Below are 26,901 nucleotides of genomic sequence, written 5' to 3' on the forward strand. Positions count from 1 at the left end.
AGCGTCAGATATAAAGGCTGACGCGATGCGTCCAGATCGGACACACCGCCCGCAGCCGGAAAGCGGCCGGCCCGTGGGTCAGGCGGCCTCGTCGCGGCTGATGGTCTGGATCACCTCGAAGCCCTCGAATTCGGGATGGCCGAGATAAAGCGGCCTGGTGCCACCCGCGCCGCGATGCGAGGCACGAAAGGCCTCCGAGCGCGTCCAGCCTTCGAAATCCTCCCGGCTCGCCCAGATCGTGTGGGAGGAATACAGGTGATGGTCCTCCCGCTCCGGGCCTTTCAGGAGGTGGAATTCGACGAAGCCGGGCACCTCGTTCAGATGCGATTCCCGGTTCTTCCACAGCGTCTCGAAATCCTCCGCCGCGTCCTTGATGACCTTGAAGCGGTTCATGGCGATATACATCGTTTGGCTCCGGCTGGTGCTGCGGGTCTCACATAGGGCAGACCGCCCGTGGCCCAAGTCCGTGTCGGTTCCTGCCCCATCCTCGCGCGATCGTGAGGACCGGCAAAACTTCGATAACCCTACGCAAACCTTTCCATGTCCTTTATGAGGCGGACTGACGACCTTATGCGAGCGCCCATGGCTGCCCCTTGTTCGTGGGATGGCCGGGCCTTTTGCGGCGCTCGCGAGCGAACACTAGATATGGGAACAGCCATTTTGCGCGTCCTCCACACACTGAAAGCCGCGGCGCTGGGTGCCGCCGTTCTCCTTTCGGCCTCGCCCGCTTTCGCGCAGGCCTGCGGCAACGGCCCCGGCGGCTTTCCGACCTGGCTCGAAAGCTTCAAGCGTCAGGCCGCCTCGCAAGGCATTTCGCAGAACACGCTCCAGACCGCGCTCGGCGGCGTCACCTATGACAGCAAGGTCATCGGCCTCGACCGCAACCAGAAGAGCTTCAAGCTCTCGCTGGACCAGTTCATGGAGCGCCGCGCACCCTCGTCCTTCGTCAAGAAGGGCAAGGGCATCATCGCGCAGAACCGCGATCTCCTGAATCGGATCGAGCAGCGCTTCGGCGTCCAGAAGGAAATCCTCGTCGCGATCTGGGGCATGGAAACGGGCTTCGGCGCCAATTCCGGCAACATGAACATCTTCCGCTCGCTCGCGACCCTGTCCTACGACTGCCGCCGCTCGGACTTCTTCACGGAAGAACTCCTGGCCGCGCTTCAGATCGTCGAGCGGGGTGACAAGAAGGCGTCCGACATGAAGGGCGCCTGGGCCGGCGAGATCGGCCAGACGCAGTTTCTGGCCAAGAACTACCTGCGCTACGCCGTGGATTTCGACGGCGACGGCCGGCGCGACCTCATCCGCTCCAAGGCGGACGTTCTGGCCTCCACCGCCAATTTCCTCAAGCAGCACGGCTGGATCGCGGGCGCGGGCTACAATCCGGGCGAGCCGAACTTCGCGCGTCTGGAAGACTGGAACCGTGCCGTGGTCTATCAGCAGGGCCTCGCGCTCTTCGCCTCCAAGCTCGCGAACTGAAGTCGGCCTGTCGCCCGTCTTTCGCGCGGCGAGGGCGGGCGACGCGGACGCGCTTCTTCGCATCCGCACGAGTGTGACCGAAAACGCCCTGTCGATCGCAGAAATGGCCGCGATCGGCCCGACATCAGACGCTCTGGCCGCGATGCTGCGCGGCGAGCCGCCCTGCCCTTGGAAACGGCCGCGGCCAGCTGCGCCTGCGACTTTGACCGCCATGGCTGGGCACGGGATGGCTCGGCCGGGCCGGGCGATGTCGGCATGGTCGAGCGACGGCCGGCCGGTCAGTCCGCATCGAGTTCGGGATAGCGACGGAAAATGCCGTTCTCGTTGAACGGGATGCGCCGGGAACTCGCGAGGTAGCGGGCGACGGGGGGATGTTGCGCGACCCGGTTTCGGATGTCCCAAATGTGCCGGTAGCGGCTTTCGATGTTCACCATCCGCCGGGGGAAGGCATAGCGCAGCCCTTCCAGCACCTGAAACAGGCCGAGATCGGCTTGGCTCATGCGCTCGCCTACGAGCCAGCCGGAGCGCTGGGGATTGCCGGCGGCAATGCTCTCGAACCAGCCGAGAAATTTGGGGATACGCTCTTCGCGGAACTCCTGAGAGCGCCGCCGGGCTTCGAGGGTCTGGTCCTCGTAGTAGAGGCCGACGCCCATCGGGTGATGCGTGTCATGCGCCTCCGCCACGAGATCGGCCGTGGTGAGGGCGATCGAGCGCGCGAAGAGCCGGTCGCTCTCGTCCTGCGGCGCGAGCCCCAGTTCCTCGGCGCAATAGCTGCTGATTTCGGCCGCCTGCGACACGAGACGATTTCCGTGGATCAGGAACGGCGGCGCGAAGGGGCGTCGCTCGGCCTTTTCCATCAGCCGCATCATGGCCGCAACCCCGCCGCCTTCGGCGTCTGCCAAGCGCGCGACATCGCGATAATCGGCCTCGGCCGCTTCCAGAACGAGGCGCGGAAATTCGCCGCGTCCCTGAATTTGCGGCCAGTAATAAAGATCGAACCGTTGGCCCATCATAAAGCCTCCCATGATGGGCCGCCAATGCGCAGCCGGCGGGCCGGGTTGCAGGGGGAGTCGCCCGTATCAGGCAGTTCTCGTCAAAGGAAGGGGCGAATTCCCTAAGCTTAGAATTGCTTATCACAAGATGCCTGAAATTACGACAGCACTGCTGACCGATCAAAATGTCATCATAATGCTGCTGGACAGAGCCATATCGGATATGATTGAAGGCCCGCTTCCAGGCCGTCAGCCGGCCACATTCCGGGGAGGTTCTCCTTTGACGATTCATGTCCGCACCCTTCTGGGCGCCGCTTCGCTGGCCGCTCTCATGGCCATGGGCTCGGCCCATGCCGCCACGCTTAACGTGCAGAATGGCGGCGACGTCACCTCGCTCGACCCGCAGCAGATGTCGGGCGACTGGGAAAACCGCGTGGCGGGCGATATTTTCGAAGGGCTCGTGACGGAAGACGCACAGGCGCACCCCATCCCCGGCATGGCGGAAAGCTGGACGATCTCGGACGACGGCCTCGTCTACACGTTCAAGCTGCGCGACGGCGTGAAGTGGTCGGACGGCGAGCCGGTCAAGGCGTCGGACTTCGTCTTTGCCTTTCAGCGCCTGATGGACCCCAAGCGCGCGGCGAAATACGCCTATCTCCAGTACCCGATCAAGAACGCGCAGGCGATCAACAAGGGCAAGCTGGACGATATGAGCCAGCTCGGCGTCAAGGCGCTGGACGACAAGACGCTTCAGATCACGCTGGAAAACCCGACGCCCTTCTATCTCGGCGCGCTCACCCACTACACCGCCTATCCGCTGCCCGAGCATGTGGTGAAGGCCAAGGGCGATGCCTGGGTGCAGGTCGGCAACATCGTCACCAACGGCCCGTACAAGCCGGTGGAATGGGTGCCGGGCAGCTACGTGCTGACCGAAAAGAATCCGAACTGGTACGACACCGCCTCGCTGAAGATCGACGGCACCAAGTTCTTCACGCTCGAAGACCTGCCGGCCGGCCTGCGCCGCTATCGCGCGGGCGAGTTCGACATTCTGACCCAGTTCCCCGGCGACCAGTACAAGTGGCTGCAGGAGAACATGCCGGGCCAGGCGCATGTGACGCCCTTCGCCGGCCTTTATTATTACGTCCTGAACAGCTCCAAGCCGCCGCTCGACAATGCCAATGTGCGCAAGGCGCTGTCCATGGCCGTGGTGCGCGAGGCGATCGGCCCGCAGATTCTGGGCACCGGCGAATTGCCCGCCTATAGCTGGGTTCCGCCCGGCATCGCCAATTACGAGGGCGGCCCGGCCTATGTCGAGTGGAAGGACATGCCGCAGGGCCAGAAGATCGCGGAAGCCAAGAAGCTCCTGGAAGCGGAAGGCTATGGCCCGTCCAACCCCTTGAAGCTCCAGCTGCGCTACAACACGGACGAGAACCACAAGCGCGTCGCCGTCGCCATCGCTTCCATGTGGAAGCCGCTCGGCGTCGAGGTTGAACTCGTCAACAGCGAGGTGAAGGTTCACTACGCCGATCTGCGCGCCGGCGAGTTCCAGGTCGGCCGCGCGGGCTGGCTGGCCGATTACGACGATCCGACCAACTTCCTCGACCTGCTCAAGGGCGGGATCGAGATGAACTACGGCAAGTGGAAGAACGCCGAATACGACAAGCTGCTCGATCAGGCCCAGACGACGCTCGATCTCAAGGCGCGCGCCGGCCTCCTGAAGCAGGCCGAGACCATCGCCCTCAAGGACTCGGCGGCGATCCCGATCTACTACTATGTCACCAAGAACGTCGTTTCCCCGAAGATCTCCGGCTTCGAGGACAATGTGAAGGACATTCACCGCACGCGCTGGCTCTCCAAGGCCGAGTAAGGCTCAGGACCAGTGAGGGGAGGGCGCTGTGCGCTCTCTTCTCGCGCCGCGCGAAGCGGGACCGGCGGCTGCCGATCGATCGGGCGGCCACGGAGCCGAGCCAGGGCCGCTTCTTCTTCGGCGCGATGCCGCGCTTCTTGCCCTTTCAGGCCACCTTCGCGGGCCTCCCGGGCCGAGCTTCATATCTGGAAAACGACGCATCCCGCTGCGCGGCCACCATCCCGCCGCACCGGCCGATGCCCTTTTGGAAACCTTTGAGCGATGCTGTCCTTCGCCCTTCGGCGTCTTCTGACGTCGATCCCGGTGGTGCTGATCGCGGTCACCGCCTGCTTCTTCATTCTGCGACTGGCGCCGGGCGGCCCGTTCGATCAGGAACGCGCCCTGCCGCCCGACATTCTGGCCAATCTGCGCGCCCACTACAATCTCGACCTGCCGCTGTTCCAGCAGTACCTCATGTATCTGGGCGGCCTCCTGCGGGGCGATCTCGGCCCCTCCTTCGTCACCAAGGACTTCACGGTCGGCCAGCAGATCCTCATCGGCCTGCCCTATACGCTGGTGCTCGGCGGCTCTGCCTTTCTGGTGGCGCTCGTGGTCGGCACCGTTGCCGGCGTCTATGGCGCGCTGCATCAGAACAAGGCGTCCGACTACTGGATCGCCGGCATCATCATGATCGGCGTCGTGGTGCCCAACTTCCTCGTGGCCCCGATCCTTCAGCTCCTCTTCGGCATCAAGCTCGGCTGGTTGCCGGTGGGCGGCTGGGGCGACGGGTCCTGGCCGCATCTCGTCTTGCCGGTCTTCGTGCTCGCCTTTCCCCATGCGGGCCGCATCTCGCGCCTCATGCGCGGCTCGATGATCGAAGTGTTGAACTCCAACTATATCCGCACCGCGCGGGCCAAGGGCGTCGGGGCCCGGCTCATGGTGACGCGCCACGCCATCAAGCCGGCGCTCACCCCGGTCGTCTCCTATCTCGGCCCCGCCGCCGGCCATCTCCTGACCGGTTCCATCGTTGTGGAGCAGATCTTCGGCATTCCCGGCATCGGCCGCTACTTCATCCAGGCCGCCCTGAACCGCGACTATGGCATGGTTCTGGGAACGGTCGTCTTCTACATGGTGCTGATCGTGGTTCTGAATCTGCTCGTCGATCTCGCCTATGCCTGGCTCGATCCGAGGGTGCGCGCCCGATGACCCTTTACGTCGACAAGCGCGAGGCGCTCGAACCCTTCGTGAACCACGAGACGGAAGCCCTTCACGGCAAGCCGCGCTCGCTGATGCTCGACGCCATGCGCCGGTTCCGCTCCAACAAGGCGGCCATGTTCTCGCTGGCCGTTCTCGTCTTCATCGTGCTGGCGGCCGTGATCGGCCCCTGGCTCATTCCTTTCGACTACGAAACGCCGGACTGGGCCGCCTTCCGCGCCCCGCCCTCGATCGAGACGGGGCACTATTTCGGCACCGACCAGAACGGGCGCGACCTTCTCGCCCGCACGCTCTACGGCACGCGCGTCTCGCTTCTCGTGGCGCTGATCGCCACCAGCGTCTCGGTCGTCGTCGGCATTCTCTACGGCGCGACGGCGGGGTTCCTCGGCGGGCGCATCGACGCGGCCATGATGCGCTTCGTCGATGTCATGTACGCGCTGCCCTACATCCTCTTCGTCATCCTTCTGATGGTGATCTTCGGGCGCAACGTCTATCTGCTCTTTGCCGCCATCGGCCTTCTGGAATGGCTGACCATGGCGCGCATCGTGCGCGGGCAGACGCTTTCGCTGAAGGAGCGGGAATTCGTGGAAGCGGCGCGCGCTTCGGGCGTCTCGTCCTTCGCCATCATCCGCCGCCATATCGTGCCCAATCTCGTCGGCCCGGTGGTGATCTTCGCGACCCTCACCATCCCCGAGATCATCGCGACGGAAAGCTTCCTGTCCTATCTCGGCTTCGGCGTTCAGGAGCCGCTGACCTCGCTCGGCACGCTCATCTCCGAAGGGGCGGACACGCTGGAGATCATGCCCTGGCTGCTTCTCTTCCCCGGCGGCGTCCTCGTCTCGCTTCTGCTCTCGCTCGCCTTTATCGGCGACGGGCTGCGCGATGCCTTCGATCCGAAGGACCGGTAATCCCATGACACCAGACACACCCACACCCGTCCTGTCCCTGTCGAACTACTCGATCCGCTTCGCCACGCCCGATGGCGAGGTGCAGGCGGTCAGCGATCTCAGTTTCGACGTCCATCCCGGCGAGACGCTGGCGATCGTCGGAGAATCGGGCTCGGGCAAGTCGCAGACTTTCAATGGCGTCTTCGGGCTTCTGGCCAAGAACGGGCGCACCGAAGGCTTGGCGAAGCTGGAGGGCACGGACCTTCTGACGCTGCGCGCGCGCGATCTCGACCGCGTGCGCGGGCGCGACATGGCCATGGTCTTCCAGGACCCGATGACCGCGCTCAACCCGGTCCTCAAGATCAAGCGGCAGCTGGCCGAGACGCTGGAAGTCCACAAGGGCCTGAAGCGGCGCGCGGCGGAAGCCGAGGCGCTGGCGATGCTGAAGCGCGTCGGCATTCCCGACGCCGAGCGGCGCATCGAGCAATATCCGCACGAATTGTCGGGCGGCATGCGCCAACGCGTCGTGATCGCCATGGCGCTTCTCTGCCGGCCCAAGGTCATCGTCGCCGACGAGCCGACGACGGCTCTGGACGTCACCATTCAGGCGCAGATCCTGGACCTTTTCGCGGAGCTGACGGGCGACAAGACGGCGCTGGTTCTCATCACGCATGATCTCGGCGTGGTGGCGGGCGTCGCCGATCGCATCGCCGTCATGTATGCCGGGCGCATCGTGGAGGAGGGGCGCGTGGAGGATGTTTTCGCCGCGCCCGCCCATCCCTATACGGCCGCGCTGCTCGGCTCCATCCCGCGTGTGGACCGGGACGCCGGGGCCGTCGAGCCCATTCCCGGGCGCCCGCCCAACCTGATCCGCCCCCCATCCGGCTGCGCCTTCCATCCGCGCTGCGGCTTTGCGGTGGATCGCTGCAAGGCCGAGCGCCCGCCTTTGGAGCGTGTGGCGCGCGAGGGCGCGGGGCCGCGCCGGGCCGCCTGCTGGCGCGCCTTCGTGGACGCCGCCAAGGGCACGGCCGCGCAAGGAGACCTCGCCCATGTCTGAGATCAAGACGGAATTCCTCGACGTTCGTCATCTCTCGACCGAGTTCAAACTCAAGGGCAAGGGCTTCTTCCCGAAGGTTCAGACGGTGAAGGCCGTGCGCGACGTGTCCTTCACGGTGCGCGAGGGCGAGACGCTCGGCATCGTCGGCGAGTCCGGCTGCGGCAAGTCCACGCTGGGCCGCTCGATCCTGCGGCTGGTCGAGCCGACCGCCGGTCAGGTCGTCTGGCAGGGGCGCAATCTCGCCGAACTCTCCGAGGCCGAGATGCGCCGGGCCCGGCGCGACCTCTCGATCATCTTTCAGGACCCGATCGCCTCGCTCGACCCGCGCATGACGGTGGGCGAGATCATCGCCGAGCCGCTGCGCGTCGCCGAGCCCGGCCTGTCGCGCGCGGAGCGCCGCGCGCGGGTGGAAAAGGTCATGGGCGAGGTCGGGCTGGTCTCCGACATGATCAATCGCTACCCGCATGAATTCTCGGGCGGGCAGGCGCAGCGCATCGGCATCGCGCGCGCCATCATCACCGAGCCCAAGCTCATCGTCTGCGACGAGCCGGTCTCGGCGCTCGATGTCTCGATCCAGGCGCAGATCGTCAATCTTCTGGCCGACTTGCGCCGGCGGCGCGGCCTGACGCTGCTCTTCATCAGCCACGATCTCTCGGTCGTGCGCCTCGTCTCGGACCGTATCCTCGTGCTTTATCTCGGCCGCGTGGTCGAGGAGGGGACGCGGGCCGAGGTCTTCGAGAATCCCGCGCATCCTTATGCGCGGGCGCTTCTCTCGGCCGCGCCGATCCCGGACCCGGCCATCGCGCGCACGCGCCGGCGCACCGTCCTGCAAGGCGATCCGCCGTCGCCGGTCAACCCGCCGTCCGGCTGCGCCTTCCGCACGCGCTGCCCGATTGCCGAAAGCGTCTGCGCCGAAGTTCCGCCGGAACTCGCGTCCGTCTCCGACACGCACCGCGCCGCCTGCCATTTCGCGGGCGAAGAGGCCGCCCGGCGGATGAAAGCGAAGGAAGCGTCGGGGCTGGTGGCTTTGGCGGGGTGAGTGCGGAGCCGAAGGCCATCGAAGCTTGATGCCTTAAAAGGCCTTCGGCAATCCGGCTTGTTTCAAGATCGCATTGGCCGTGTGCCGACTGGCGACGCCGATCTGAACGGGAAACGAATGGTTCGTGACCGGACTATGCCAGATTTCGTGGCTGCCCTTCCCCTGTCGCAGGAGATGGCAACCTGCCGCCAGAAGGAGGTGGCGAAGGTCTCGGTCGAAGGTTCTGGGTGCCATCAAGCGGCCGCAGCATGAGACCCGATATCCTGCAGGACGCTCAATTGCAGGAAGACGGAGGACGGGTCGAGACCCGGATGATTGTCCGGCAGGAGATCGGCGGCCATTTCCGACAGGCGAACCAAAAGAAGGTCGAGGCTTTCGGCTTCCGCCGTCATGGGAACGGCATCGCAGGTGCCGACCCACACATCCGCCTCTTCGTCCCGAAAGGCCGTTACCGTGAAGATGGTCGGGCGCTGGCTCATGGTGCGATCCTCATGAAAACGGCTCCGAAGATAGAAACTTCGGAGCCGCAATCCTAGAGCCGTTCAGTCGTCGGGCGATCAGGCCGCCATCATCTCCGCTTCCGGCGTCTTCGCGCCGGTCATCAGCGCCACGGCGTCGGACATGGAGATGGACTTCGGGTCCACCACGCAGAGGCGCTTGGACAGGCGGTGGATGTGGATGCGGTCGGCGATCTCGAAGACATGGGGCATGTTGTGCGAGATGAGCACGATGGGCAGGCCCCGCGAGCGCACTTCGAGGATGAGGTCGAGAACCTTGCGGGACTCCTTCACGCCGAGCGCGGCGGTGGGCTCATCGAGGATCAGCACCTTGGAGCCGAAGGCGGCGGCGCGGGCGACCGCCACGCCCTGACGCTGGCCGCCCGAGAGCGTTTCCACCGCCTGGTCGATGTTCTGGATCGTCATGAGGCCGAGTTCGGAGAGCTTCTCACGGGCGATCTTGCGCATCTTGGGCTTGTCGAGCATCCGCAGCCATTGGCCGAGCGGGCCGGTGCGGCGGATTTCGCGCCCCAGGAACATGTTGTCGGCGATCGAGAGGGCCGGCGACAGCGCGAGCTGCTGGTAGACCGTCTCGATGCCGGCGTCGCGCGCGGCCTGCGGGTTGGCGAAGGAGACCGGCTTGCCGTCGAGAAGGATTTCGCCGGCGTCCGGCGTCACCGCGCCGGACAGGGCCTTGATCAGGGTCGACTTGCCGGCGCCGTTGTCGCCGATCACGGCGAGGATTTCGCCGGGATAGAGGTCGAAATCGGCGTTGTCGATGGCCACCACGCGGCCATAGCTCTTGCGAAGATTGCGGGCGCGCAGAACGGGTTGGGTGCCGAGATGGGACATGGTCAGGCCGATACCTTCCGGATCCACTGATCGGCCGCGACGGCCGCGATGATGAGGGCGCCCACGGTGAGGCGGGTCCATTGCGGGTCGGTGCCGTAGATGCGCAGGCCCATGGCGAAGACGCCGACGATGAGAGCGCCGACCAGCGTTCCGATCACCGAGCCGCGACCGCCGAAGAGCGAGGTGCCGCCGATGACCACCGCCGTGATGGCCTGGATATTCGCTTCATAGCCCGAAGTCGGCGAGACCGAGCCGATGCGCCCGATCAGGGCCCAGCCGGCGAAGGCGCAGATCAGCCCGGATACGGCGTAGACGGAGATCAGAACCTTGTTGGAGCGGATGCCCGACAGGCGCGCCGCGTCCTCGTCGTCGCCAATGGCGTAGACATGCCGGCCCCAGGCCGTGTTGTTGAGGATGTAGTAGAAGAGCGCGACGAGCAGCAGGACGGACACCACCGCATAGGTGAAGACCGCGCCGCCGATCTGGAACGTGTTGCCGAGGAACTGGAGAAGCGGAGCGGCCGCTTCCACGTCCTGCGCGCGGATCGTGGCGTTCTGCGTGTAGATGAAGTTCACCGCCTCGAACACGAACCACATGCCGAGCGTCACGATGAAGGGCGGCAGGCGCACCTTGGCGACCAGAACGCCGTTGATCGCGCCGCACAGCGTGCCGACCGCAAAGCCGATCAGGAGCGCGAGCGGGGCGGGAACGCCGTTCACCACGGCGAGATTGCCCATGATGACCGAGGACAGGACCATGATCGCGCCGACCGAGAGGTCGATGCCGGCGGTCAGGATGATCAGCGTCTGCGCGACGCCGACGATGCCGACGATCGCCACCTGCTGAAGGATCAGCGTCATGGTGAAGGCGTTGAAGAAGCGCCCGCCGATCAGCGATCCGAAAATGCCGATGCCGACCAGAAGCACGATCACCGGCACCATGGTCGGGTTGCCGTGCAGGAAATGCTGGAGATGCTGAAGGGGCGTGCGCTTGTGTCCGCTGAACTCGGCGACGCGCGTGTCGCTCTTGTTCAGCTGGGACTCGAATTCGCTGCCCTTGGGAGTGGTCGTCTCGCTCATGCGCCAAGGCCTCCGGAAGGGTGTGAGATCGCTCGAAGCGGGGCTAGCGCCCCGAGCCCCCGCTATCCTTCAAGACGCGTCCCGAATCGAACGGGACCGAGCGCCTCGACCGATCCGGGGCACGCCGTCAAAGGAGGAGGGGACCAAGGGGCATCGGCCCCTTGGCAAAGGTTGCGGGGGAGCGAACGCCCCCCGCGATGGGCGCTCTTAGCCCCAGCAGGCCTTGGACGCGGCGGCCGAGTCCATGGACTTCACGCCGTCCACCGGCTTGTCGGTGACGAGATCGACGCCCGTGTTGGTGATGTCGAGACCGGCCGAGGCTTCCGGCTTCTTGCCCGATTCCGCGAAGGTCTTGACGGCTTCGACGCCCATCGCAGCCATTTTCAGCGGATACTGCATGGAGGTCGCGCCGATGACGCCGGCCTTGACGTTGGCGATGCCGGGGCAGCCGCCGTCCACCGAGACGATCGTCACCTTGTCGGCGACGCCCAGGCTCTTGAGAGCCTCGTAGGCGCCGGCGGCGGCCGGCTCGTTGATCGTGTAGACGAGGTTGATCGAAGGATCCTTCTGAAGAAGATTCTCCATGGCCTGACGGCCGCCTTCCTCGTTGCCGTTGGTGATGTCGTGGCCGACGATGCGCTTGTCGCTTTCGTCACCGACGATGGCCTTGTCCTTCACGTCGATGCCGAACCCTTCCATGAAGCCCTGGTCGCGCAGGACGGCGACGGAGGGCTGCTGCGGGGTGAGGTCGAGGAAGGCGATCTTGGCGTTGGCCGCTTCCGCGCCCATCTTGGCCTTGGCCCACTGGCCGATCAGCACGCCGGCTTCGTAATTGTCGGTGGCGAAGGTCGCGTCGGCCGAGTTCAGCGGCTCCAGCGGCGTGTCCAGCGCGATCACGATGAGGCCCGCGTCGCGCGCCTTCTTGACGGCGGGCACGATGCCCTTGGTGTCGGACGCGGCGATCAGAATGCCCTTGGCACCGCCCGCGATGCAGCTTTCGATCGCCTGCACCTGGCTGTCGGAATCGCCGTCGACGCGGCCGGCATAGGACTGCAGCTTGATGCCGAGTTCCTTGGCTTTGGCCTCGGCGCCTTCCTTCATCTTGACGAAGAACGGGTTGGTGTCGGTCTTGGTGATGAGACAGACGGTCATCGGGCTCTGGGCCGAGGCCGAGCCGGACAGCGCGAGAAGACCGAAGGCGCCCACGGCGGCGGACGCAAAGAGATGACGCAGATTCACCAGAAACCCTCCCGAGAATGACCAGCCGCTCTCCGGGCTGGCCCGAACCGGCCTCCTCGCCGTGTTCGAATAGCTGGATCAGACACGATCTCGAACGGGCTGTCAATCAATAACTCACCGAGATTTATTTATTGACAGTTCGGCAAAGTCTCCGTCATGGTCGCGTCACGAACCCGCAGGGACAGGGCGGGCGTCGACGGGGAGGGTCGACAGGTGGTGATGGAAATGTCGACGTCGGTGGCAGATAGCCGGACGGCCGAGCGGGACGAGTCCCTTCGAGGATCGAACCAGGCGGGCCTGCGCGCTCATAATGAGCGCGCCGTGCTGTCGCTCATCCGCCGCCATGGAGAATTGGCGAAATCCGAGATCGCGCGTTTGTCGCGCCTCTCGCCGCAGACGGCCTCCGTGATCATGCGCTCGCTGGAAGCGGACGGGCTGGTTCTGGCGGGCGAGCCGCGTCGCGGGCGCGTCGGCCAGCCCTCCGTCCCGATGCGTCTCAACCCGGACGGGGCCTTCGCCTTCGGCCTCAAGCTCGGCCGGCGCACCAGCGAAATGGTGCTGATGGATTTCGTCGGCCGCGTGCGCGAAAGCCGGGCGATTCTCTATCGCTTTCCGCGCCGTGCCGAGGTGATGCGCTTCGTGGAGGAGGCGAGCACCGAGCTGCGCCAGTCGCTCGGCCCGGCCCTGCGGCGGCGCATCGTCGGCCTGGGCGTCGGGATGCCCTATGAAATCTGGTCCTGGGCGGAGGCGAACGGCGCGCCGCCCGGCGAGATGGACGAGTGGAGCACGGTGGATTTCGGCGCGGAGCTGGAGCGCGCCACCGGCGAAGCCGTGTTCATCGCCAATGACGTGACCGCCGCCTGCGGCGCTGAACAGGCCTTCGGTACCGACGTCTCGGCCAATTTCGTGTATTTCTTCGTCGGCGCCTTCGTGGGCGGCGGCATCGTCATGGACGGGGCGCTGGTGCCCGGCCGGGTCGGCAATGCCGGCGCGCTGGGCTCCATGCCCGTGCCGACGCGGCTCGGCGAGCGCCGTCAGCTCATCCATGTCGCCTCCGTGCATGTGCTGGAGCGCATGGTGGAAGCCTCCGGGCGCTCGGCGGTCGAACTCTGGCGGCACGAGGCGGACTGGACGGGGCTGGGGCCGCTTCTGGACGAGTGGGTCGAAACATCGGCCGAAGGGCTCGCCTATGCGATCGCCTCCTCGCTGGCGGTCTATGATTTCGAGCGCGCGGTGATCGACGGCAGTTTCCCGCCGCCTGTGCGCGCTCGTCTCGTGGAGGCGACACGCGCGGCCTTGGAGCGCTTCGACTTTCAGGGCCTCCAGCCGATCGCGGTCACGCAAGGCTCGATCGGCCGCTCGGCGCGCGAGGTCGGCTCGGCGAGCCTGCCCTTCTTCGCCAAGTTCCTTCTGGATCACCGCGTGCTTCTGGCCGAGCGGTAAGCGCCGCTGGGCTCAAACGGGTGTCTTTGGCTCGGCCGGGCGCACGCGCAGGATCGAGCCGTCCGCCGCCTCGATCACGACCGGGGCGCCGGCGGCGAGGTCCGGCCCTTCGGCGCTCCACCAGCCATCGTCCACCGCCACGCGCCCGCGCCCGTTGCGGATTTCCTCGCTGACCACGGCCCGCCGCCCGACGAGCCGCGCCGTGCGCTCGTTCAGCGGCGCCTCGCCCGCCGGCTTGGCGCGGCGCCCATAGAGCCGATGGCCGAGAAGGGTGGCGACGCCCGTCACCAGCGCGAAGCCAATCCATTGGCTCTGCCAGCTGAAGGCGGGCAGCCAGAGCGCGTTGATGCCGATGACCAGCGCGCCGATGCCGGGAAACAGGAGATAGACACCCGGCAGGAGAAGCTCTCCCATGAGCAGCGCGAGGCCCGCGATCAGCCAGGCATAGCTCAACGTGAACCCATCCATTCCGATTACGCCCCGGCGCGTGGGGGAACGGTGGCGGGCGGACGCCGCGTGCTGGCCTGCGGCACGGCGGAGGCAGGCGCGGCGTCGGGAAAGCTCGCACGGGCCAATTCCGCGATGCCGCCGATCGAGCCGATCAGCGAGGAGGCTTCCAGCGGCATGAAGACGACGCGTTGATTGGGCGCGGAGGCGATCTTGGCCAGCGCCTCGGTGTAGCGCTGCGCCACGAAATAATTGATCGCCTGCACGTCGCCCGCCGCAATGGCTTCGGAGACCATGCGCGTCGCCTTGGCTTCGGCTTCCGCCAGTCGCTCGCGCGCTTCGGCCTCGCGATAGGCGGCCTCGCGCTTGCCTTCGGCTTCCAGAATCTGCGCCTGCTTCTCGCCCTCGGCGCGCAGGATCTTGGCGTTGCGCGCGCCTTCGGCCTCGAGGATTTCGGCCCGCTTCTCGCGCTCGGCCATCATCTGCCGCGCCATGGAATCCACGAGATTCTTCGGCGGGTTGATGTCCTTGATCTCGATACGCGTGATCTTGATGCCCCAGCCATGGGCCGCCTGATCCACCACGCGCAGGATGCGCTCGGAGATCGTGTCGCGGTTGGACAGGAGGTCGTCGAGGTCCATCGAGCCCATGACCGAGCGCAGATTGGTCATGACGAGATTGAGGATGGCATATTGCAGGTTCGACACCTCGTAGGCCGCCGAGGAGGCGTCGAGAATCTGGTAGAAGGCGACGCCATCGGCGGCGACGGAGGCGTTGTCGCGGGTGATGACCTCCTGCGTCGGGACGTCGAGCACCTGCTCCATCATGTTCATCTTGTGCCCGATCCGCTCCACGAAGGGCGTGATGAGGTTGAGGCCGGGCGTCAGCGTGCGCACGTAGCGGCCGAAGTTCTCGACCGTGTAATTATAGCCCTGCGGCACGATCTTCACCGTCGAGGCAAGCACGAAGAGCACCGCCACGACGACAACCACGACCAGAATGCTGCCAGGTCCGAACCCGAGTTGCGCCAAGCCGTCCATCTCGCCTCCCTTGCTTCTTGCAAAGGGACTTTAGGCCCTGACGCCGCCGGGTCGAGCGAATTCCATGCGCTGGTGGAAGAAGGAACCCGCGCCAGCAGGCCGGAGCACCGGCGCGGGTTCCCTCATGCTGCGATGCGCCTGAGCGCGGTTTGCCTACTCGACTTCGTGGATGCGCCCGTCCGTGTAAGGCTTGTAGGCCGTGCCTTTCGCCTGGAGATAGGCGATCACGGCGTCCTCCATGTTGGGGCCGTAGTCGTAGGCATTCTGAGCCTTTTCGGCGAAGACCTTGTAGCCGTCTCCACCTTGGCGCAGGAAGTTGTTGGAGACGACCGTATAGGTGGCCGCCGGATCGATCGGCACCCATTCGCCCGCGGCATTCTTGACGCGCACGGCCTTGATGCGATCGACGCCCGCCTGCCCCTTGCGCGACCAGTCGAACTGGAGGCCCGCCACCTGCGGGAAGCGACCGGCGCCGTCCTCCACCTGGCTGACGCCGTTTTCCAGCGCGGCCTTGATGTCCGCTCCGGTCAGCTGGAAGGTCGCGATCGTGTTCTGGAACGGCAGGACGGTGAGAATCTCGCCCATGGTCACGTCGCCCGCGTCGATCGAGGCGCGCACATTGCCGCCATTGCCGATGGCGATGGTGACGCCCTGATCCTTGGTGCGGTCGAGAAGCGCATCGGCGACGAGATTGCCCATGGCGCATTCGGCCTTCCGGCAGACCTCGCGCGTGCCGTCGATCGGCTCCGCCGTCTGGGCGACGACCTTATTGCGGATTTCCGCCAGAGGCTTGGCAAGCTCCGCGACACGCGCCACGAAGCTTGCGTCCTCCGGCACGGAGGCATCGAGCAGGATCGGCGCGCCTTCCGCCTTGGTGACATGGCCCTGATCATCGAAGGTGACGTCCAGCTTGCCGAGATATTTCGAATAGGCATAGGCCTGCACGATCGGCACCTCGCGTCCGTCCGGCCCCTTCACCAGGGTCGGGTAGGGGCCGGCGGCCTTGGGGTCGGTGGAAGAAAGAAGCGTGTGCGAATGGCCGCCGACGATCACGTCTAGCCCCGGCACTTCGGCCGCGAGGCGCTTGTCCACCTCATAGCCGGAATGGCTGAGAAGGATGATCTTATTGACGCCCTCCTTCGTCAGTTTCTCCGCCTCGCGCTTGGCCGCTTCCACCGGATCGGTGAAATTGATCGACTTGCCGGCCGCCGTCAGCTCCTGATTGTCGCGCGGGGTGAGGCCGATAATGCCGATCTTCTCTCCGTCCTTCTCGATGATGGTGGAGGGCTTGATCAGCTTGGCGAGTTCGGGCTCGCGCGACAGGTCGGCATTGGCCATCAGCATCGGGAACTTCACCGCGCTCGCGAAGCTCTGTGCCACCGGCACGCCGTCGTCGAACTCGTGATTGCCGACCGCCATGGCCTCGAAGCCGAGCCGGTTCATGAACTCGGCCGAATCCTTGTCCTTGTAATAGGTGTAGAAGAGCGAGCCCTGGCTCTGGTCCCCCGCATCCAGCAGGAGGACCGGGCGGCTGCCGGCCGCCTTGCGCTCGGCCTCGATGGCGGAGGCGATGCGCGCGATGCCGCCGAAGCAGCTCTTCTCGGCCGCTTCCTTGGCCGAGCAGGGACCGTCATATTTGTTGATCGGCTCCACGCGGCTGTGGAAATCGTTGATGTGCAGGATCGTCAGGTCGAATGCCCCGGCGGGCAGGGCGGTGCCGGCGAGAAGAATCGCGGCAAGGCCGAAGAGGGACGATTTCATGGGCAAGCCTTCCTCATGGATCGGAGCGGCGCCGGGACGCGCCGGTCAGCATGTTTCCCGACCGGCACCCGGTTTGGGAAGCCCGTTCCCTGCCATCTCTTGATAAAGTCCGTTTGACAGCGGCCCCTCGCATGGCCGACACAGCTTGCCGACCCGTCTTTTTTCGACGACGCATTCGAGGGGAGCGCCGTATGAGCGATTATGTCGAGCTTCATGGCCTGAAGGTTTCGTCCATCCTCAAGGAGTTCGCCGAGACCGAGGCGCTGCCCGGCACCGGCATCGAGCCCGACCGCTTCTGGCAGGCCCTGGCCGATCTTCTGACCGACCTGACCCCGCGCAATCGCGAGCTTCTGGCGCGCCGCGACGCGCTTCAACTCCAGATCGACGCCTGGTGCCGCGACCACAAGGGCGCGGCGGTGGACGGCGCGGAGGCCGAGGCTTATCTGCGCGAGATCGGCTATCTCGTGCCCGAAGGCCCGGCCTTCTCGGTCGAGACGGAGAATGTCGATCCCGAGATCGCGACCAAGGCCGGCCCGCAGCTCGTCGTGCCCGTTCTCAATGCCCGCTTCGCGCTGAACGCGGCGAACGCGCGCTGGGGCTCGCTCTATGACGCGCTCTACGGCACGGACGCGATCTCCGAAGAGGACGGCGCCGAGCGCGGGCGCGGCTACAACGCCAAGCGCGGCGCGAAGGTCGTGGCCTGGGCGCGCGCGTTCCTCGACCGCGCCGTGCCGCTGAACGGCGCGTCCTGGACGGACGCCAAGAGCTTCGAGATCGAGAATGGCCGGCTTTGCGCGCGTCTGGGCGACGCGCGCCTCGTGCCGCTGGCCGAGCCGCAGCAGTTCGCCGGCTATCGCGGCGAGGTCGGCCAGCCGACCGCGCTGCTCTTCAACAACAATGGCCTCTATCTCGAAATCGTCATCGACCGGACCTCGCCGATCGGCAAGACCGATCACGCCGGGATCAGCGACGTCATCCTCGAAAGCGCGATCACGACGATCCAGGATTGCGAGGATTCCGTCGCCGCCGTGGACGCCGAGGACAAGGCGGCCGTCTACCGCAACTGGCTGGGCCTGATGAAGGGCGACCTTCAGGAGACCTTCCAGAAGGGCGGCGAGACCGTCACCCGCCGGCTTGAGGACGACCGCGCCTATACTGCGCCCGATGGCTCCGCGCTGACGCTGCCCGGCCGCTCGCTCATGCTGGTGCGCAATGTCGGCCACCTCATGACCAACCCGGCCGTGCTCCTGTCCGATGGCTCGGAAGCCCCCGAAGGGCTGCTCGACGCGCTCTTCACCGTCACCATCGCCCTGCACGACTTGAAGAAGACCGAAGGTCTGCGCAACTCGCGCGCCGGCTCGGTCTATATCGTCAAGCCCAAGATGCACGGGCCGGACGAGGTGGAGTTCGCCGACGAGATCTTCGCCCGCGTCGAGGCCGCGCTCGGCCTTCAGCCCAACACGGTGAAGATGGGCATCATGGACGAGGAGCGCCGCACCACGGCCAACCTCAAGGAATGCATTCGCCGCGCCCGCAAGCGCGTGGTCTTCATCAACACCGGCTTCCTCGACCGCACCGGCGACGAGATGCACACGTCGATGGAACTCGGGCCGATGATCCGCAAGGGGGACATGAAGGCCTCCACCTGGATCAAGGCCTATGAGGACCGCAACGTCGACACGGGCCTCGCCTGCGGCCTCAAGGGCCACGCGCAGATCGGCAAGGGCATGTGGGCTATGCCCGACAAGATGGCCGCCATGCTGGAGCAGAAGGTCGGCCATCCCAAGGCGGGCGCCAACACGGCCTGGGTGCCCTCGCCCACGGCCGCGACCCTTCACGCCACGCATTATCACGAGGTGGATGTCGCCGAGGTTCAAGCCAAGCTGGAGGGCCATCCGCGCACCCAGCTCACCGACATCCTGACCATTCCCGTCGCCGTGCGCCCGAACTGGACGCCGGAGGACGTGCAGGCTGAACTCGACAACAATGCGCAGGGGATTCTAGGCTATGTCGTGCGCTGGGTGGATGCCGGCGTCGGCTGCTCCAAGGTGCCCGACATCAACAATGTCGGCCTAATGGAAGACCGCGCGACCTGCCGCATCTCCTCGCAGCACATCGCCAACTGGCTGCTGCACGGCGTCGTGAGCGAGGCCCAGGTGGTCGAGACCATGCAGCGCATGGCGGCCGTCGTGGACAAGCAGAACGCGGGCGACCCGGCCTACCAGCCGATGGCGCCGAATTTCGATGGCTCCATCGCCTTCCAGGCCGCGCTCGATCTCGTGCTCAAGGGCCGCGAGCAGCCGAACGGCTATACCGAGCCCGTCCTGCATCGCCGCCGCCTCGAAAAGAAGGCCGAGGCGCGCCGCGCCTGATCACTGGCCGGGCCTCCCACCCTGCTCCTACATTTCGCCAAGACCCGGCCGGCGGCCTCTCGCCCCCGCCGGGTCTTGTCCTGTCCGGCCACGCCCCATGTCCGCGATGATCACCGAAGTCTGGCCCTATCTGGCGCTCTTTTCCTCCGCCTTCATCGCGGCAACGCTGTTTCCGGCTTCGTCCGAGGCGGTACTGGTGGGGCTTCTGGCGAGCGGAACGGGGCATCCCGTGCCACTCGTCATCGTCGCGACCGCCGGCAACACGCTGGGGGCCGTGGTCAATTGGCTCTGCGGGCGCTCGCTCGCGCATTACCGGGATCGAAGCTGGTTTCCCGCCGATGGCCCGCAACTGGCGCGGGCCGAGCGTTGGTTCACGCGATTCGGCCTGCCTTCGCTTCTCTTCACCTGGCTGCCGGTCGTGGGCGACGCGCTGACCGTGATCGCCGGGCTTCTGCACGTGCCGCTGCGCTGGTTCGTGCCGCTCGTGGCGCTGGGCAAGGGCGCGCGCTATGTGGTTCTGGCCTTGGCGACGCTGGGCCTCTGGGGCGGTTGACCGCTCGGCACCCGTCGTCCCCCCTGAAAGGAGGCGGCATGGACTGGGCCACCCCGATCGACGCCTATTGCGAGCGGACCAGCGCGGCGTTCTGGTCCGAGCCCGTCAACGCGCTGACCAATCTCGCCTTTCTTCTGGCCGCGCTCTGGGCCTTCCGGCGCTGGCGGGCGAGGGGCGGAGGCGACCGGGCCACGCTGGCTCTGATCGGGCTCGTCGGCGTGATCGGTGTCGGCTCCTTCCTGTTCCATACCTTTGCCAACCGCTGGTCGGCTCTGGCCGATGTCCTGCCCATCGCGCTCTTCATCTTCGGCTTTTTCACGCTGGCGCTGCGGCGGCTCATCGGCCTGTCCTGGCCGCTGACGCTGCTGGGGCTTCTCGCCTTTGTCGCCTTCGACCAGTTCGTAGCACCCTTGGCCGAGCCGCTTCTCGGATCGTCGGAAGCCTATCTGCCGGCGCTTCTGGCGCTCTACGGCATGGCGCTCTGGCTGATGGGAATCGGCCGAAAGGCGTCGGGGCTAGGACTCTTAAGCGCCGGCGCGGTCTTCACACTCTCGCTTCTCTTCCGCATGGCGGACGGGGCGGTCTGCCCCTCTTGGCCCTTGGGCACGCACTTCCTCTGGCATGGGTTGAACGCGGTCACGCTTGCGCTCTGCCTGCGTGTTGGGATGGCGCATGAGGGCCGCGCGACGGCGCAAAACCCAGCGTGATTCGGCTTGCAAGCCTTCGCGCGCAGAGGGGCCGGCTGCGGCGCGGGCAGCGGAAACCCCGTCCGCTGCCCCGAGCGCGAGACACGCGGCAGCAAGGGGAACCGTAGCCTGAACAGCCCGGCGCGTCGGGTGAGACGGGCTCCGAGACCAGCCGAGAGCGCACAAAAAAGGCCGGGCGCTTCCCCCGAAGCGCCCGGCCGGAGCGGTCCCCCGCTCTTGAAACTGTTTAGCTCTGCGGTGCCGTGCGGCGGTGATCTTCCAGCGTTTCCTTGCCCTGGAGCACGATCACGCGGGCGTTCATCGGAACGCGGTCGTAGAGATCGACGATGTCTTGGTTCATCAGACGGATGCAGCCCGACGAGACCGACTTGCCGATCGACCACCATTCCGGCGTGCCGTGCAGACGGAACAGCGTGTCCTTCTTGCCTTGGTAGAGGTAGAGCGCGCGCGCGCCGAGCGGGTTGTTGAGGCCCGGATTCATGCCGACCTCATTGCCGTAAGGCTTGAGTTCGGGGCGGCGCGCAATCATCTCGACCGGCGGAAACCACTTCGGCCAGTGCTGCTTGTCCTTGATCTGCGCTTCGCCGGACCAGGCAAAACCGGCCTTGCCGACGCCGATGCCGTAGCGCATCGCGGTGCCCTGCGGCTCGACCACGTAAAGGAAGTGGTTGTTCGTGTCGACGACGACGGTGCCGGGCTCCAGCCCTTCGCCATTGTAGACCACGCGCTGGCGCAGGAACTGTGCGTTGATCTTGTTCGCCGGGATCTTCGGAAGCTTGAAGCCGCCATCCTCGAAGGAATCATAGGCCGTCAACTCGACCGGGCCGAGCGGACCGCCCGACTTGATCTCTTCCGTCGGTGCGACATAGGCCTGGGCCATCGGCGCGACTTTGACGATGGAGGCGCGCTGCTGCTGCGTGGTCGTGCAGGCACCGAGGGCAGCCATGGCGGCGAGGCAAACGCCGAGGAGAAGCGGATTCGAGCGGGTCTTCATGAAACGTCCGGTGCAGGCTGCGGGGCGGGCGGGCAGATCATGTCGCAAGCCCCGGACAAGCAATCCCATTGAGGGTGCCCGATCCGTACGCCTCCGACCCATGTCTGGCAACGTGAAGATTAGACCGGTGCGTGGTTAAGAATTCATTGTTGCGGTGCGAGCACAGTTGACGATCCACAGGGCGGCGACATGTCTGTGCCGATCCTGTGGATACAGGGTAACACTCCGGGGGTTCGGATGAATATCGGGGAGGCTTCGCGGCGGTCCGGCCTGCCGCCGAAAACCATACGCTATTACGAGGATGTGGGTCTCGTGCGGCCCGCCCGCGCGGCCAACGGCTATCGCGACTATGGCGAGCGCGACGTGCATGTCCTGCGCTTTCTCCAGCGCTCGCGCTCGCTCGGCTTTTCGATCGACGAGGCGCGCAAGCTGCTGGCGCTCTATGGCGGGGAGGGGAGCCAGCGCGACGAAGTCCGCCGGCTGGCCAGTCGGCGCCTGATCGAGATCGACCGTAAGATCGAGGAACTTCAGACCCTTAAGCGTTCACTCGCCTCCCTGACGCAGGATTGCGAAAAGGGACGAGGCCCCGATTGTCCGATTCTGGACGAGATCAGCGGTGAGCGCGTTCGCCTGCCCACGCGTTTGACAGGGGTCTGAGAGGCAGGCCGACCAACGGCCAAACCGGCTCGACCAAAGTGGGTCTTGTCTCACGGGCTAGGCGAAGATCGATCAGGGCTGTGCTCTCAGGTTGTGGGTGCGGGAACCTGCCTGTTTTCTCACCGTGACGATGCTTGTTTGCGCATGCGCGATGGCGATGATGCGGTCATCGATCCGGATTTATTGATGCGGAGGGTGTTCTATTTCAACCGCACAATAAAGGATCGCTCGTGTTATTGTGGCGCGCGCCGGGTGCTCACCCAATCGGGTGAAAATTTATCTGGATGGCTGATCAAAAATCATTGACGAAATGCGTCCAAACGCGGACGTTTTGATTCAGAATTTACGCGTCCAAGGCGAATATCATGCCCCATTCCGCCCTCCGTACGTCTCTCGGTTGGGTTCCGACGATTGCCTTGTCCTGGTTCTGGGGGCTCGGCTTCTTCTACGCGATCCATGTGACGCGAACCTATGGCTGGACGGGGTTCTTCGCCTTCGCGCTGGCCAACGCCTCGGGCTTCTTTTTGTTCGGGTGGGTTCTCGGCCGGCCGGGGCGTGATCCAGCAATGCTCTGGCCCCGCCTTCAAGGGCCGTTCACCGGCCTTTTCCTGCTGACCCAGATCGCCGCCGTCGCGGTGAGCCTTCAGGCTTTCGTCGCCTATCTCGCGCCGCTGGGCGGAGTTCCGGCCATGGCGCTTCTGGCGGGGCTCGTGGTTCTGGCCGCTTGCGCCATCGGCCACGCCGTTTCGATCGGCATGATCCGACGCCTTCATGCCCTCTACCTTCCGCTGGGTGTCGGCGCTGCGCTGGTCGCCCTTGTCACGCTGCGAGGGGGAGGTCAGCCGCTTCCTGGGGCGATCAACGGGCTGGATGGCCGCTTCTTCGGTCTCGTCCTGCCGACGCTGGTGGGTTTTCTTCTCGGACCCTGGACCGATGTGCAGCAATGGCAGCGCGCGGTGGAAATCCGCAAGGCCGGCGGCTCGGTGAGGCTGGCTTACGGTCTGGGGGCGGCCCTGTTCTTCGGGCTTCTGCTTCTCAATGCCGGGCTCGCGGTCGCGGCCGGGATGGTGACGCCGCCTGCGGCGTCCTCCGGGTTCTGGGAGCCGGCCTCGGTGGCGGGCGCGCTGGCCGAACGGGGCGGGGGGCTCGCAGGCAGCGCCTTTCTGGTCTGGGCGTCGATCGCGCTCCTGTCGACGGTGGATGGCGCTTACGCCGCGCTCCGCTGGCTTCTGGCCGGGGTGACGGCGCGCAGCAGCAGCCCGCTTCTGGCCATCGTGCCAGCCTCGCTCGTTGCCTCGCCGCTCTGGGTTCTGGCGCTGGCCGTCGCTCTCGCTGCCCTTGCGGTGCAGGCGCAACTCCCGATGATCTATCTCATGATGCCCTTCGCCACGCTTCTTGCGGGGCCGGCGGCCTGTCTTCTGGCGCGGGTGCTGGGGCGTCGCGGGCGCTACGACAGCGTCCTGTGCTATCTGATCGGCTTCGCCTCCATGCTGCTCTTCGTGATCGGCTATGCCGGGCCGGTGCCCAGCCTTCTCGCGCTCTCGGCGCTTGTCGCGCTGATCGGCGCGCTGCCCATGCTGTTGCAGCCCGGCGAGCCTGAAACACAGCCGAGCAAGGCGGACGCGCCTTCGGAGCCGGCAAACCAACCGGTTCAGCTCGCGCCGCTTGCGCCTGCGGGCAAGGTCGCCGAGCTTTCGGCCGCGCATGGCTTCGATGGCGACTGGTTCGTGATGCGCATGGTGCCGACCTACGACGACACCAATTCGGTCGGAAATGTCTATTTCGCCAATTACATGCGCTGGGTGGGCAAGGCGCGGGAGCTGTTCTTCAACCAGTGCATGCCCGAGTTCGATCTCGCCTCGACCTCGTTCTATGTGCTGACGCGCTCGTTCCAGCACGACTTCCGCCGCGAGGCGCAGGAGTTCGAGCCCATCATCGTGCGCATCCGCATCGAAACGCACAATCGCAAATTCGTCACCCTCGCGCACGAGATTCATAGCGAGAATCAGGGACTTCTCGGCCGGGGCTCGCAGTCGCTGATGTTCGTGGACACGAAGGATTATCGTCCGCTCGACATTCCTGCCAGCATCATTCGAGGCTTCCTGCCTTATTGGCCGAAGACCTCCGGCCTGAATGCCCGTGGGGCAGGGGCAGCCAGCCTGTCGGAAGCGCTCTAGGCGTTTCCCTGCGAAGGCTCAGTCAGCGTTGACGCTTGTGTCAGCGTTGACGCTTGGCGAGGCCTCCGTCGGCGGGCCTCTTCGTCAGCTCACCAACCGCAGATCGGGTGCGGGGAAAGCCGTGCGCACCAGAGCGTTGGCGGCGTCCGCCGTCATGGCGCGGCCGAACAGGAAGCCCTGGCATTCGTCGCAACCGAGATCGATGAGGCAGGCCTGCTGCTCCTTGAACTCGACCCCTTCCGCGATCACCACCATGCCCAGCGCCTTGGCGAGCGAGACGATGGAGCGCACGATGGGCATATCCGCCCCCTCGCCATTGAGATCGGTGACGAAGCTGCGGTCGATCTTGAGCTTGTCGAAGGCGATGCGGCGCAGATAGGCCAGACTGGAATAGCCGGTGCCGAAATCGTCCAGCGCCAGACGCACGCCCAGCGCGCGCAGGCGCGCCAGCTTGGTGTTGACCTGAGTGGCCGCCTCCAGAAGCACGGATTCGGTGATTTCCAGTTCCAGCCTCGCAGGCGACAAACCGAACGTCTGGAGCGCGTCCTCCACGTGTTTCGGCACGTCGGTATGGCGCAGCTGGATGGGCGAGAGATTGACCGCGATGCCGATCTCCTCGGGCCAGTTGGCGGCCGTGCGGCAGGCCTCGCGCAGCGCCCAATTCCCGAGAGGCATGATGACGCCCGTTTCCTCGGCAATCGGAATGAACTCCGAAGGCGGCACCTCGCCGCGCTTGGGATGGTTCCAGCGCAAAAGCGCCTCGAAACCGCAGATCGCGCCGGAGCGGGCGTGGACCTGCGGCTGGTAGTGAAGCTGGAACTCGCCCCGCTCCAGCGCCCCGCGCAGGTCCGCCGCCAAGGCGCGCTGGCGAACGAGGCGCTCGTCCATCTCGGCCTCGTAGAAACGATAGCCATTGCGGCCCTCGCTCTTCGTTCGGTAGAGCGCGAGATCGGCGCGCCGCACCAGATCCTCCCCGCCGTCGCAAGGCGAGACCGCGATGCCGATGCTGACGCCGATGCCCAGATGAATGTCGCCCAGACGGCAGGGCCGGGCGATGGTGGCGAGGATGCGCTCGGCCAGCCGCGCGACGGCGCGACGGTCGCCATTGTCGTAAAGCACCATGAACTCGTCGCCCGCGAGCCGCGCGACGAATGTGTGGGGCCCGACGAAGCTGCGCAACCGGTTCGCCACTTCCCGCAGCAGCGCATCGCCGACCGCATGGCCGAACGTGTCGTTGGCGTTTTTGAACTCGTCGAGATCGAGACACATGACCGCGAATCCGCTCGACTCGCCGCGCGCCCTATAGCTGTCCAGCGTCTGCTGAAACAGGGCGCGGTTCGGAAGGTCTGTGAGTGGGTCGTGCGTGGCGAGATAGGAGAGATGCTCCTGCGAGCGCCGCTGCGCCGTGATATCGGAGCCCACGCCCCGATAGCCCGCAAAGGCGCCGTCCTCGTCCTCGATCGGCTTGCCGCTGAGGCTCCACCAGCGCTCTTCGCCCGAAAAGCGCAGGCGGATCGCGACGCCATGGAACTCGCGCTTGTCGGCCATGGTCTGGAACAGGGCCGCCAGCTCCTTTTCCTGCGGGTTTGCGCCCGCCGCGCCGAACAGGCGCGCCATGGTCAGCCCGTGCAGGACGCTTTCGGGGAGGTCCAGCACTTCCGCCAGCCGGGGCGAGACATGCTGCATCCGCAACTCGGCGTCGGTTTCCCAAAGCCAGTCGCTGGCATGAGCCTCGAAATCGTTGAGCAGGAGATTGGTCAGCTCCTGCTGGCGCGTCAGTTCGATTTGGGTGAGGACGCGCTTGGTTACGAGGCGGCGCAGATGGAACATCGCCGTGAAGATGAAGAGCGCGTAGAAGGCCAGGAGAACGGCGACATAGAGATTGACCGGCTCGCCCGTCATGGCGAGCGCCAGGAACGAGCCGCAGACGATCGGCCCGACATAGGCCATCGAGGCGCGCGGCACGGTGGCCAGACACATGCCCGTCGCGATCAGCCCGGCACAGGTGGAGGCGATGAGGAGTCGGCCCTGCATATCGCTTTGCGCGAAGAGCACCACTGGCACCGATGCCAGAAGCAGGCCGGCGAGAAGAGCCGTCGCCGTCATCGCCTGACGAAACCGATGGGTGATGGGCTGCGCGTCGCCGCGCCCACGCCAGCGCCAGCAGCTCTCCAGCGTCAGGATGGCCAGCGCGACGCTGCCGATCTGAAGGCCGAGGAGATAGACCCCATAGCCGCTACGCCAGTAGAGAACGATGATGACCTGAACCACCATGAAAGCGGTGATGGCCGTCAGCGGTGCCAGGCGCAGCGCGAAATCCACGCGCTCGGTCTGCACGCTGTCCGGCAGGGGGCCGTCGCGCGCGTCGCGCGGATCGAAATCGATCAGAAACGCAGCGAGCCGCCGGAACGGGGTCATCCAGTCCAATCGGTTCATTGGTGTCCACTCCGCACGCTTTTGGGAAGCCGTGCAGCCTCGTGTCTCGCTCGCCTTCGCGTCCCGTCTGTTTGATGCAAGAGGAACCAAACCGGATCGGGACCGCATCGGCGGCCTTTCAATTGCAGAGGT

24 protein-coding genes are annotated in these 26,901 nt (G+C 65.8%); 12 read left to right on the top strand and 12 right to left on the bottom strand.

The window, feature by feature from the left end; translation table 11 throughout:
- Positions 1 to 78 precede the first annotated feature (78 nt).
- Entirely contained in the window at positions 79 to 405 is a 327-nt protein-coding gene (locus tag AUL28_RS15130; protein ID WP_062234118.1) for an antibiotic biosynthesis monooxygenase family protein, read from the bottom strand.
- A gap of 240 nt (positions 406 to 645) precedes the next feature.
- On the opposite strand from AUL28_RS15130, the gene AUL28_RS15135 reads away from it, so the two are divergent.
- Entirely contained in the window at positions 646 to 1,479 is an 834-nt protein-coding gene (locus tag AUL28_RS15135; protein WP_058635187.1) for a lytic murein transglycosylase, read from the top strand.
- Positions 1,480 to 1,757: 278 nt separating this feature from the next.
- On the opposite strand, the gene AUL28_RS15140 is transcribed toward AUL28_RS15135, so the two are convergent.
- On the bottom strand, positions 1,758 to 2,489 hold the full coding sequence (locus tag AUL28_RS15140; RefSeq protein WP_062234321.1) for a glutathione S-transferase: 732 nt from the start codon (positions 2,487 to 2,489) through the stop codon (positions 1,758 to 1,760).
- Between the two features lie 262 nt (positions 2,490 to 2,751).
- Here AUL28_RS15140 and AUL28_RS15145 point away from each other — a divergent pair, with 262 nt between their 5' ends.
- The 5 genes from AUL28_RS15145 to AUL28_RS15165 all read left to right on the top strand — a co-directional run bounded on the left by AUL28_RS15145 (position 2,752) and on the right by AUL28_RS15165 (position 8,515).
- Positions 2,752 to 4,338 (top strand): peptide ABC transporter substrate-binding protein, encoded by a 1,587-nt coding sequence (locus tag AUL28_RS15145; RefSeq protein WP_374701425.1) that lies wholly within the window; start codon positions 2,752 to 2,754, stop codon positions 4,336 to 4,338.
- A 261-nt stretch (positions 4,339 to 4,599) separates the two neighbouring features.
- Positions 4,600 to 5,523 carry an ABC transporter permease subunit gene (locus AUL28_RS15150; protein ID WP_062234121.1) on the top strand — a complete coding sequence of 308 codons (924 nt, stop codon included), beginning with the start codon at positions 4,600 to 4,602 and terminating at the stop codon, positions 5,521 to 5,523.
- A complete protein-coding gene (locus AUL28_RS15155; protein ID WP_062234124.1) occupies positions 5,520 to 6,440 on the top strand; it encodes an ABC transporter permease in 921 nt (306 codons plus the stop codon). The genes AUL28_RS15150 and AUL28_RS15155 overlap by 4 nt, the downstream gene beginning before the upstream one ends.
- A 4-nt stretch (positions 6,441 to 6,444) precedes the next feature.
- Complete coding sequence (locus AUL28_RS15160) at positions 6,445 to 7,476, top strand: ABC transporter ATP-binding protein (protein WP_062234127.1); 1,032 nt, start codon at positions 6,445 to 6,447, stop codon at positions 7,474 to 7,476.
- Positions 7,469 to 8,515: an ABC transporter ATP-binding protein gene (locus AUL28_RS15165; protein WP_062234130.1), complete on the top strand. Its 1,047-nt coding sequence runs from the start codon at positions 7,469 to 7,471 to the stop codon at positions 8,513 to 8,515. The genes AUL28_RS15160 and AUL28_RS15165 overlap by 8 nt, the downstream gene beginning before the upstream one ends.
- A gap of 33 nt (positions 8,516 to 8,548) precedes the next feature.
- Here AUL28_RS15165 and AUL28_RS15170 read toward each other — a convergent pair whose 3' ends face one another.
- From AUL28_RS15170 to AUL28_RS15190, 5 genes are all read right to left on the bottom strand, one after another.
- Positions 8,549 to 8,749, bottom strand: coding sequence for a type II toxin-antitoxin system HicA family toxin (locus AUL28_RS15170; protein ID WP_062234133.1), 201 nt, complete (start codon positions 8,747 to 8,749; stop codon positions 8,549 to 8,551).
- Complete coding sequence (locus tag AUL28_RS15175; RefSeq protein WP_062234136.1) at positions 8,749 to 8,994, bottom strand: DUF1902 domain-containing protein; 246 nt, start codon at positions 8,992 to 8,994, stop codon at positions 8,749 to 8,751. The genes AUL28_RS15170 and AUL28_RS15175 overlap by 1 nt, the downstream gene beginning before the upstream one ends.
- A 78-nt stretch (positions 8,995 to 9,072) precedes the next feature.
- Positions 9,073 to 9,864, bottom strand: a complete 792-nt coding sequence (locus tag AUL28_RS15180; protein ID WP_058601373.1) for an ATP-binding cassette domain-containing protein — start codon at positions 9,862 to 9,864, stop codon at positions 9,073 to 9,075.
- A gap of 2 nt (positions 9,865 to 9,866) precedes the next feature.
- Complete coding sequence (locus tag AUL28_RS15185) at positions 9,867 to 10,943, bottom strand: ABC transporter permease (RefSeq protein ID WP_062234139.1); 1,077 nt, start codon at positions 10,941 to 10,943, stop codon at positions 9,867 to 9,869.
- Between the two features lie 207 nt (positions 10,944 to 11,150).
- Positions 11,151 to 12,176, bottom strand: a complete 1,026-nt coding sequence (locus tag AUL28_RS15190) for a sugar ABC transporter substrate-binding protein (RefSeq protein WP_058635272.1) — start codon at positions 12,174 to 12,176, stop codon at positions 11,151 to 11,153.
- Between the two features lie 243 nt (positions 12,177 to 12,419).
- Between AUL28_RS15190 and AUL28_RS15195 the strand changes: the two genes are divergently transcribed.
- The gene (locus AUL28_RS15195; RefSeq protein ID WP_306302764.1) at positions 12,420 to 13,625 is read left to right on the top strand and encodes an ROK family transcriptional regulator; all 1,206 of its coding nucleotides are present in this window, start codon (positions 12,420 to 12,422) and stop codon (positions 13,623 to 13,625) included.
- 12 nt (positions 13,626 to 13,637) lie between these two features.
- Here AUL28_RS15195 and AUL28_RS15200 read toward each other — a convergent pair whose 3' ends face one another.
- From AUL28_RS15200 to AUL28_RS15210, 3 genes are all read right to left on the bottom strand, one after another.
- The gene (locus AUL28_RS15200) at positions 13,638 to 14,093 is read right to left on the bottom strand and encodes an NfeD family protein (protein ID WP_062234142.1); all 456 of its coding nucleotides are present in this window, start codon (positions 14,091 to 14,093) and stop codon (positions 13,638 to 13,640) included.
- 5 nt (positions 14,094 to 14,098) lie between these two features.
- On the bottom strand, positions 14,099 to 15,112 hold the full coding sequence (locus AUL28_RS15205) for an SPFH domain-containing protein (RefSeq protein WP_062234144.1): 1,014 nt from the start codon (positions 15,110 to 15,112) through the stop codon (positions 14,099 to 14,101).
- A gap of 153 nt (positions 15,113 to 15,265) precedes the next feature.
- Positions 15,266 to 16,873: a bifunctional metallophosphatase/5'-nucleotidase gene (locus tag AUL28_RS15210; RefSeq protein ID WP_062234146.1), complete on the bottom strand. Its 1,608-nt coding sequence runs from the start codon at positions 16,871 to 16,873 to the stop codon at positions 15,266 to 15,268.
- A 191-nt stretch (positions 16,874 to 17,064) separates the two neighbouring features.
- On the opposite strand from AUL28_RS15210, the gene AUL28_RS15215 reads away from it, so the two are divergent.
- The 3 genes from AUL28_RS15215 (at position 17,065) to AUL28_RS15225 (ending at position 20,505) form a co-directional block, all read left to right on the top strand.
- Positions 17,065 to 19,245 carry a malate synthase G gene (locus AUL28_RS15215; protein WP_062234148.1) on the top strand — a complete coding sequence of 727 codons (2,181 nt, stop codon included), beginning with the start codon at positions 17,065 to 17,067 and terminating at the stop codon, positions 19,243 to 19,245.
- A gap of 97 nt (positions 19,246 to 19,342) precedes the next feature.
- Positions 19,343 to 19,798 (top strand): YqaA family protein, encoded by a 456-nt coding sequence (locus tag AUL28_RS15220; protein WP_374701427.1) that lies wholly within the window; start codon positions 19,343 to 19,345, stop codon positions 19,796 to 19,798.
- 38 nt (positions 19,799 to 19,836) lie between these two features.
- A complete protein-coding gene (locus AUL28_RS15225) occupies positions 19,837 to 20,505 on the top strand; it encodes a ceramidase domain-containing protein (protein WP_062234150.1) in 669 nt (222 codons plus the stop codon).
- A 226-nt stretch (positions 20,506 to 20,731) separates the two neighbouring features.
- Here the strand turns inward: AUL28_RS15225 and AUL28_RS15230 are convergent, their stop codons facing one another.
- Complete coding sequence (locus AUL28_RS15230) at positions 20,732 to 21,499, bottom strand: L,D-transpeptidase (protein ID WP_062234152.1); 768 nt, start codon at positions 21,497 to 21,499, stop codon at positions 20,732 to 20,734.
- A 237-nt stretch (positions 21,500 to 21,736) separates the two neighbouring features.
- On the opposite strand from AUL28_RS15230, the gene AUL28_RS15235 reads away from it, so the two are divergent.
- Positions 21,737 to 22,156: a MerR family transcriptional regulator gene (locus AUL28_RS15235; protein WP_058635176.1), complete on the top strand. Its 420-nt coding sequence runs from the start codon at positions 21,737 to 21,739 to the stop codon at positions 22,154 to 22,156.
- A gap of 365 nt (positions 22,157 to 22,521) precedes the next feature.
- Positions 22,522 to 24,333: an acyl-CoA thioesterase gene (locus tag AUL28_RS15240; protein ID WP_062234156.1), complete on the top strand. Its 1,812-nt coding sequence runs from the start codon at positions 22,522 to 22,524 to the stop codon at positions 24,331 to 24,333.
- 84 nt (positions 24,334 to 24,417) lie between these two features.
- Here AUL28_RS15240 and AUL28_RS15245 read toward each other — a convergent pair whose 3' ends face one another.
- Positions 24,418 to 26,769, bottom strand: a complete 2,352-nt coding sequence (locus AUL28_RS15245; RefSeq protein ID WP_244493535.1) for a putative bifunctional diguanylate cyclase/phosphodiesterase — start codon at positions 26,767 to 26,769, stop codon at positions 24,418 to 24,420.
- Positions 26,770 to 26,901 lie beyond the last annotated feature (132 nt).

It is taken from the genome of Aureimonas sp. N4 (genome assembly GCF_001463925.1).
GTDB classification, from domain to species: domain Bacteria; phylum Pseudomonadota; class Alphaproteobacteria; order Rhizobiales; family Rhizobiaceae; genus Aureimonas; species Aureimonas ureilytica_A.

Excerpts from the sequence above, each read along its gene's own strand:
- AUL28_RS15230 (WP_062234152.1), bottom strand. The coding sequence starts at position 21,499 with ATGAAGACCCGCTCGAATCCGCTTCTCCTCGGCGTTTGCCTCGCCGCC.
- AUL28_RS15175 (WP_062234136.1), bottom strand. The coding sequence starts at position 8,994 with ATGAGCCAGCGCCCGACCATCTTCACGGTAACGGCCTTTCGGGACGAA.
- AUL28_RS15185 (WP_062234139.1), bottom strand. The coding sequence starts at position 10,943 with ATGAGCGAGACGACCACTCCCAAGGGCAGCGAATTCGAGTCCCAGCTG.
- AUL28_RS15235 (WP_058635176.1), top strand. The coding sequence starts at position 21,737 with ATGAATATCGGGGAGGCTTCGCGGCGGTCCGGCCTGCCGCCGAAAACC.
- AUL28_RS15170 (WP_062234133.1), bottom strand. The coding sequence starts at position 8,749 with ATGGCACCCAGAACCTTCGACCGAGACCTTCGCCACCTCCTTCTGGCG.
- AUL28_RS15140 (WP_062234321.1), bottom strand. The coding sequence starts at position 2,489 with ATGGGCCAACGGTTCGATCTTTATTACTGGCCGCAAATTCAGGGACGC.
- AUL28_RS15165 (WP_062234130.1), top strand. The coding sequence starts at position 7,469 with ATGTCTGAGATCAAGACGGAATTCCTCGACGTTCGTCATCTCTCGACC.
- AUL28_RS15225 (WP_062234150.1), top strand. The coding sequence starts at position 19,837 with ATGGACTGGGCCACCCCGATCGACGCCTATTGCGAGCGGACCAGCGCG.
- AUL28_RS15215 (WP_062234148.1), top strand. The coding sequence starts at position 17,065 with ATGAGCGATTATGTCGAGCTTCATGGCCTGAAGGTTTCGTCCATCCTC.
- AUL28_RS15135 (WP_058635187.1), top strand. The coding sequence starts at position 646 with ATGGGAACAGCCATTTTGCGCGTCCTCCACACACTGAAAGCCGCGGCG.
- AUL28_RS15220 (WP_374701427.1), top strand. The coding sequence starts at position 19,343 with ATGTCCGCGATGATCACCGAAGTCTGGCCCTATCTGGCGCTCTTTTCC.
- AUL28_RS15205 (WP_062234144.1), bottom strand. The coding sequence starts at position 15,112 with ATGGACGGCTTGGCGCAACTCGGGTTCGGACCTGGCAGCATTCTGGTC.
- AUL28_RS15240 (WP_062234156.1), top strand. The coding sequence starts at position 22,522 with ATGCCCCATTCCGCCCTCCGTACGTCTCTCGGTTGGGTTCCGACGATT.
- AUL28_RS15155 (WP_062234124.1), top strand. The coding sequence starts at position 5,520 with ATGACCCTTTACGTCGACAAGCGCGAGGCGCTCGAACCCTTCGTGAAC.
- AUL28_RS15210 (WP_062234146.1), bottom strand. The coding sequence starts at position 16,873 with ATGAAATCGTCCCTCTTCGGCCTTGCCGCGATTCTTCTCGCCGGCACC.
- AUL28_RS15150 (WP_062234121.1), top strand. The coding sequence starts at position 4,600 with ATGCTGTCCTTCGCCCTTCGGCGTCTTCTGACGTCGATCCCGGTGGTG.
- AUL28_RS15130 (WP_062234118.1), bottom strand. The coding sequence starts at position 405 with ATGTATATCGCCATGAACCGCTTCAAGGTCATCAAGGACGCGGCGGAG.
- AUL28_RS15180 (WP_058601373.1), bottom strand. The coding sequence starts at position 9,864 with ATGTCCCATCTCGGCACCCAACCCGTTCTGCGCGCCCGCAATCTTCGC.
- AUL28_RS15160 (WP_062234127.1), top strand. The coding sequence starts at position 6,445 with ATGACACCAGACACACCCACACCCGTCCTGTCCCTGTCGAACTACTCG.
- AUL28_RS15245 (WP_244493535.1), bottom strand. The coding sequence starts at position 26,769 with ATGAACCGATTGGACTGGATGACCCCGTTCCGGCGGCTCGCTGCGTTT.
- AUL28_RS15200 (WP_062234142.1), bottom strand. The coding sequence starts at position 14,093 with ATGGATGGGTTCACGTTGAGCTATGCCTGGCTGATCGCGGGCCTCGCG.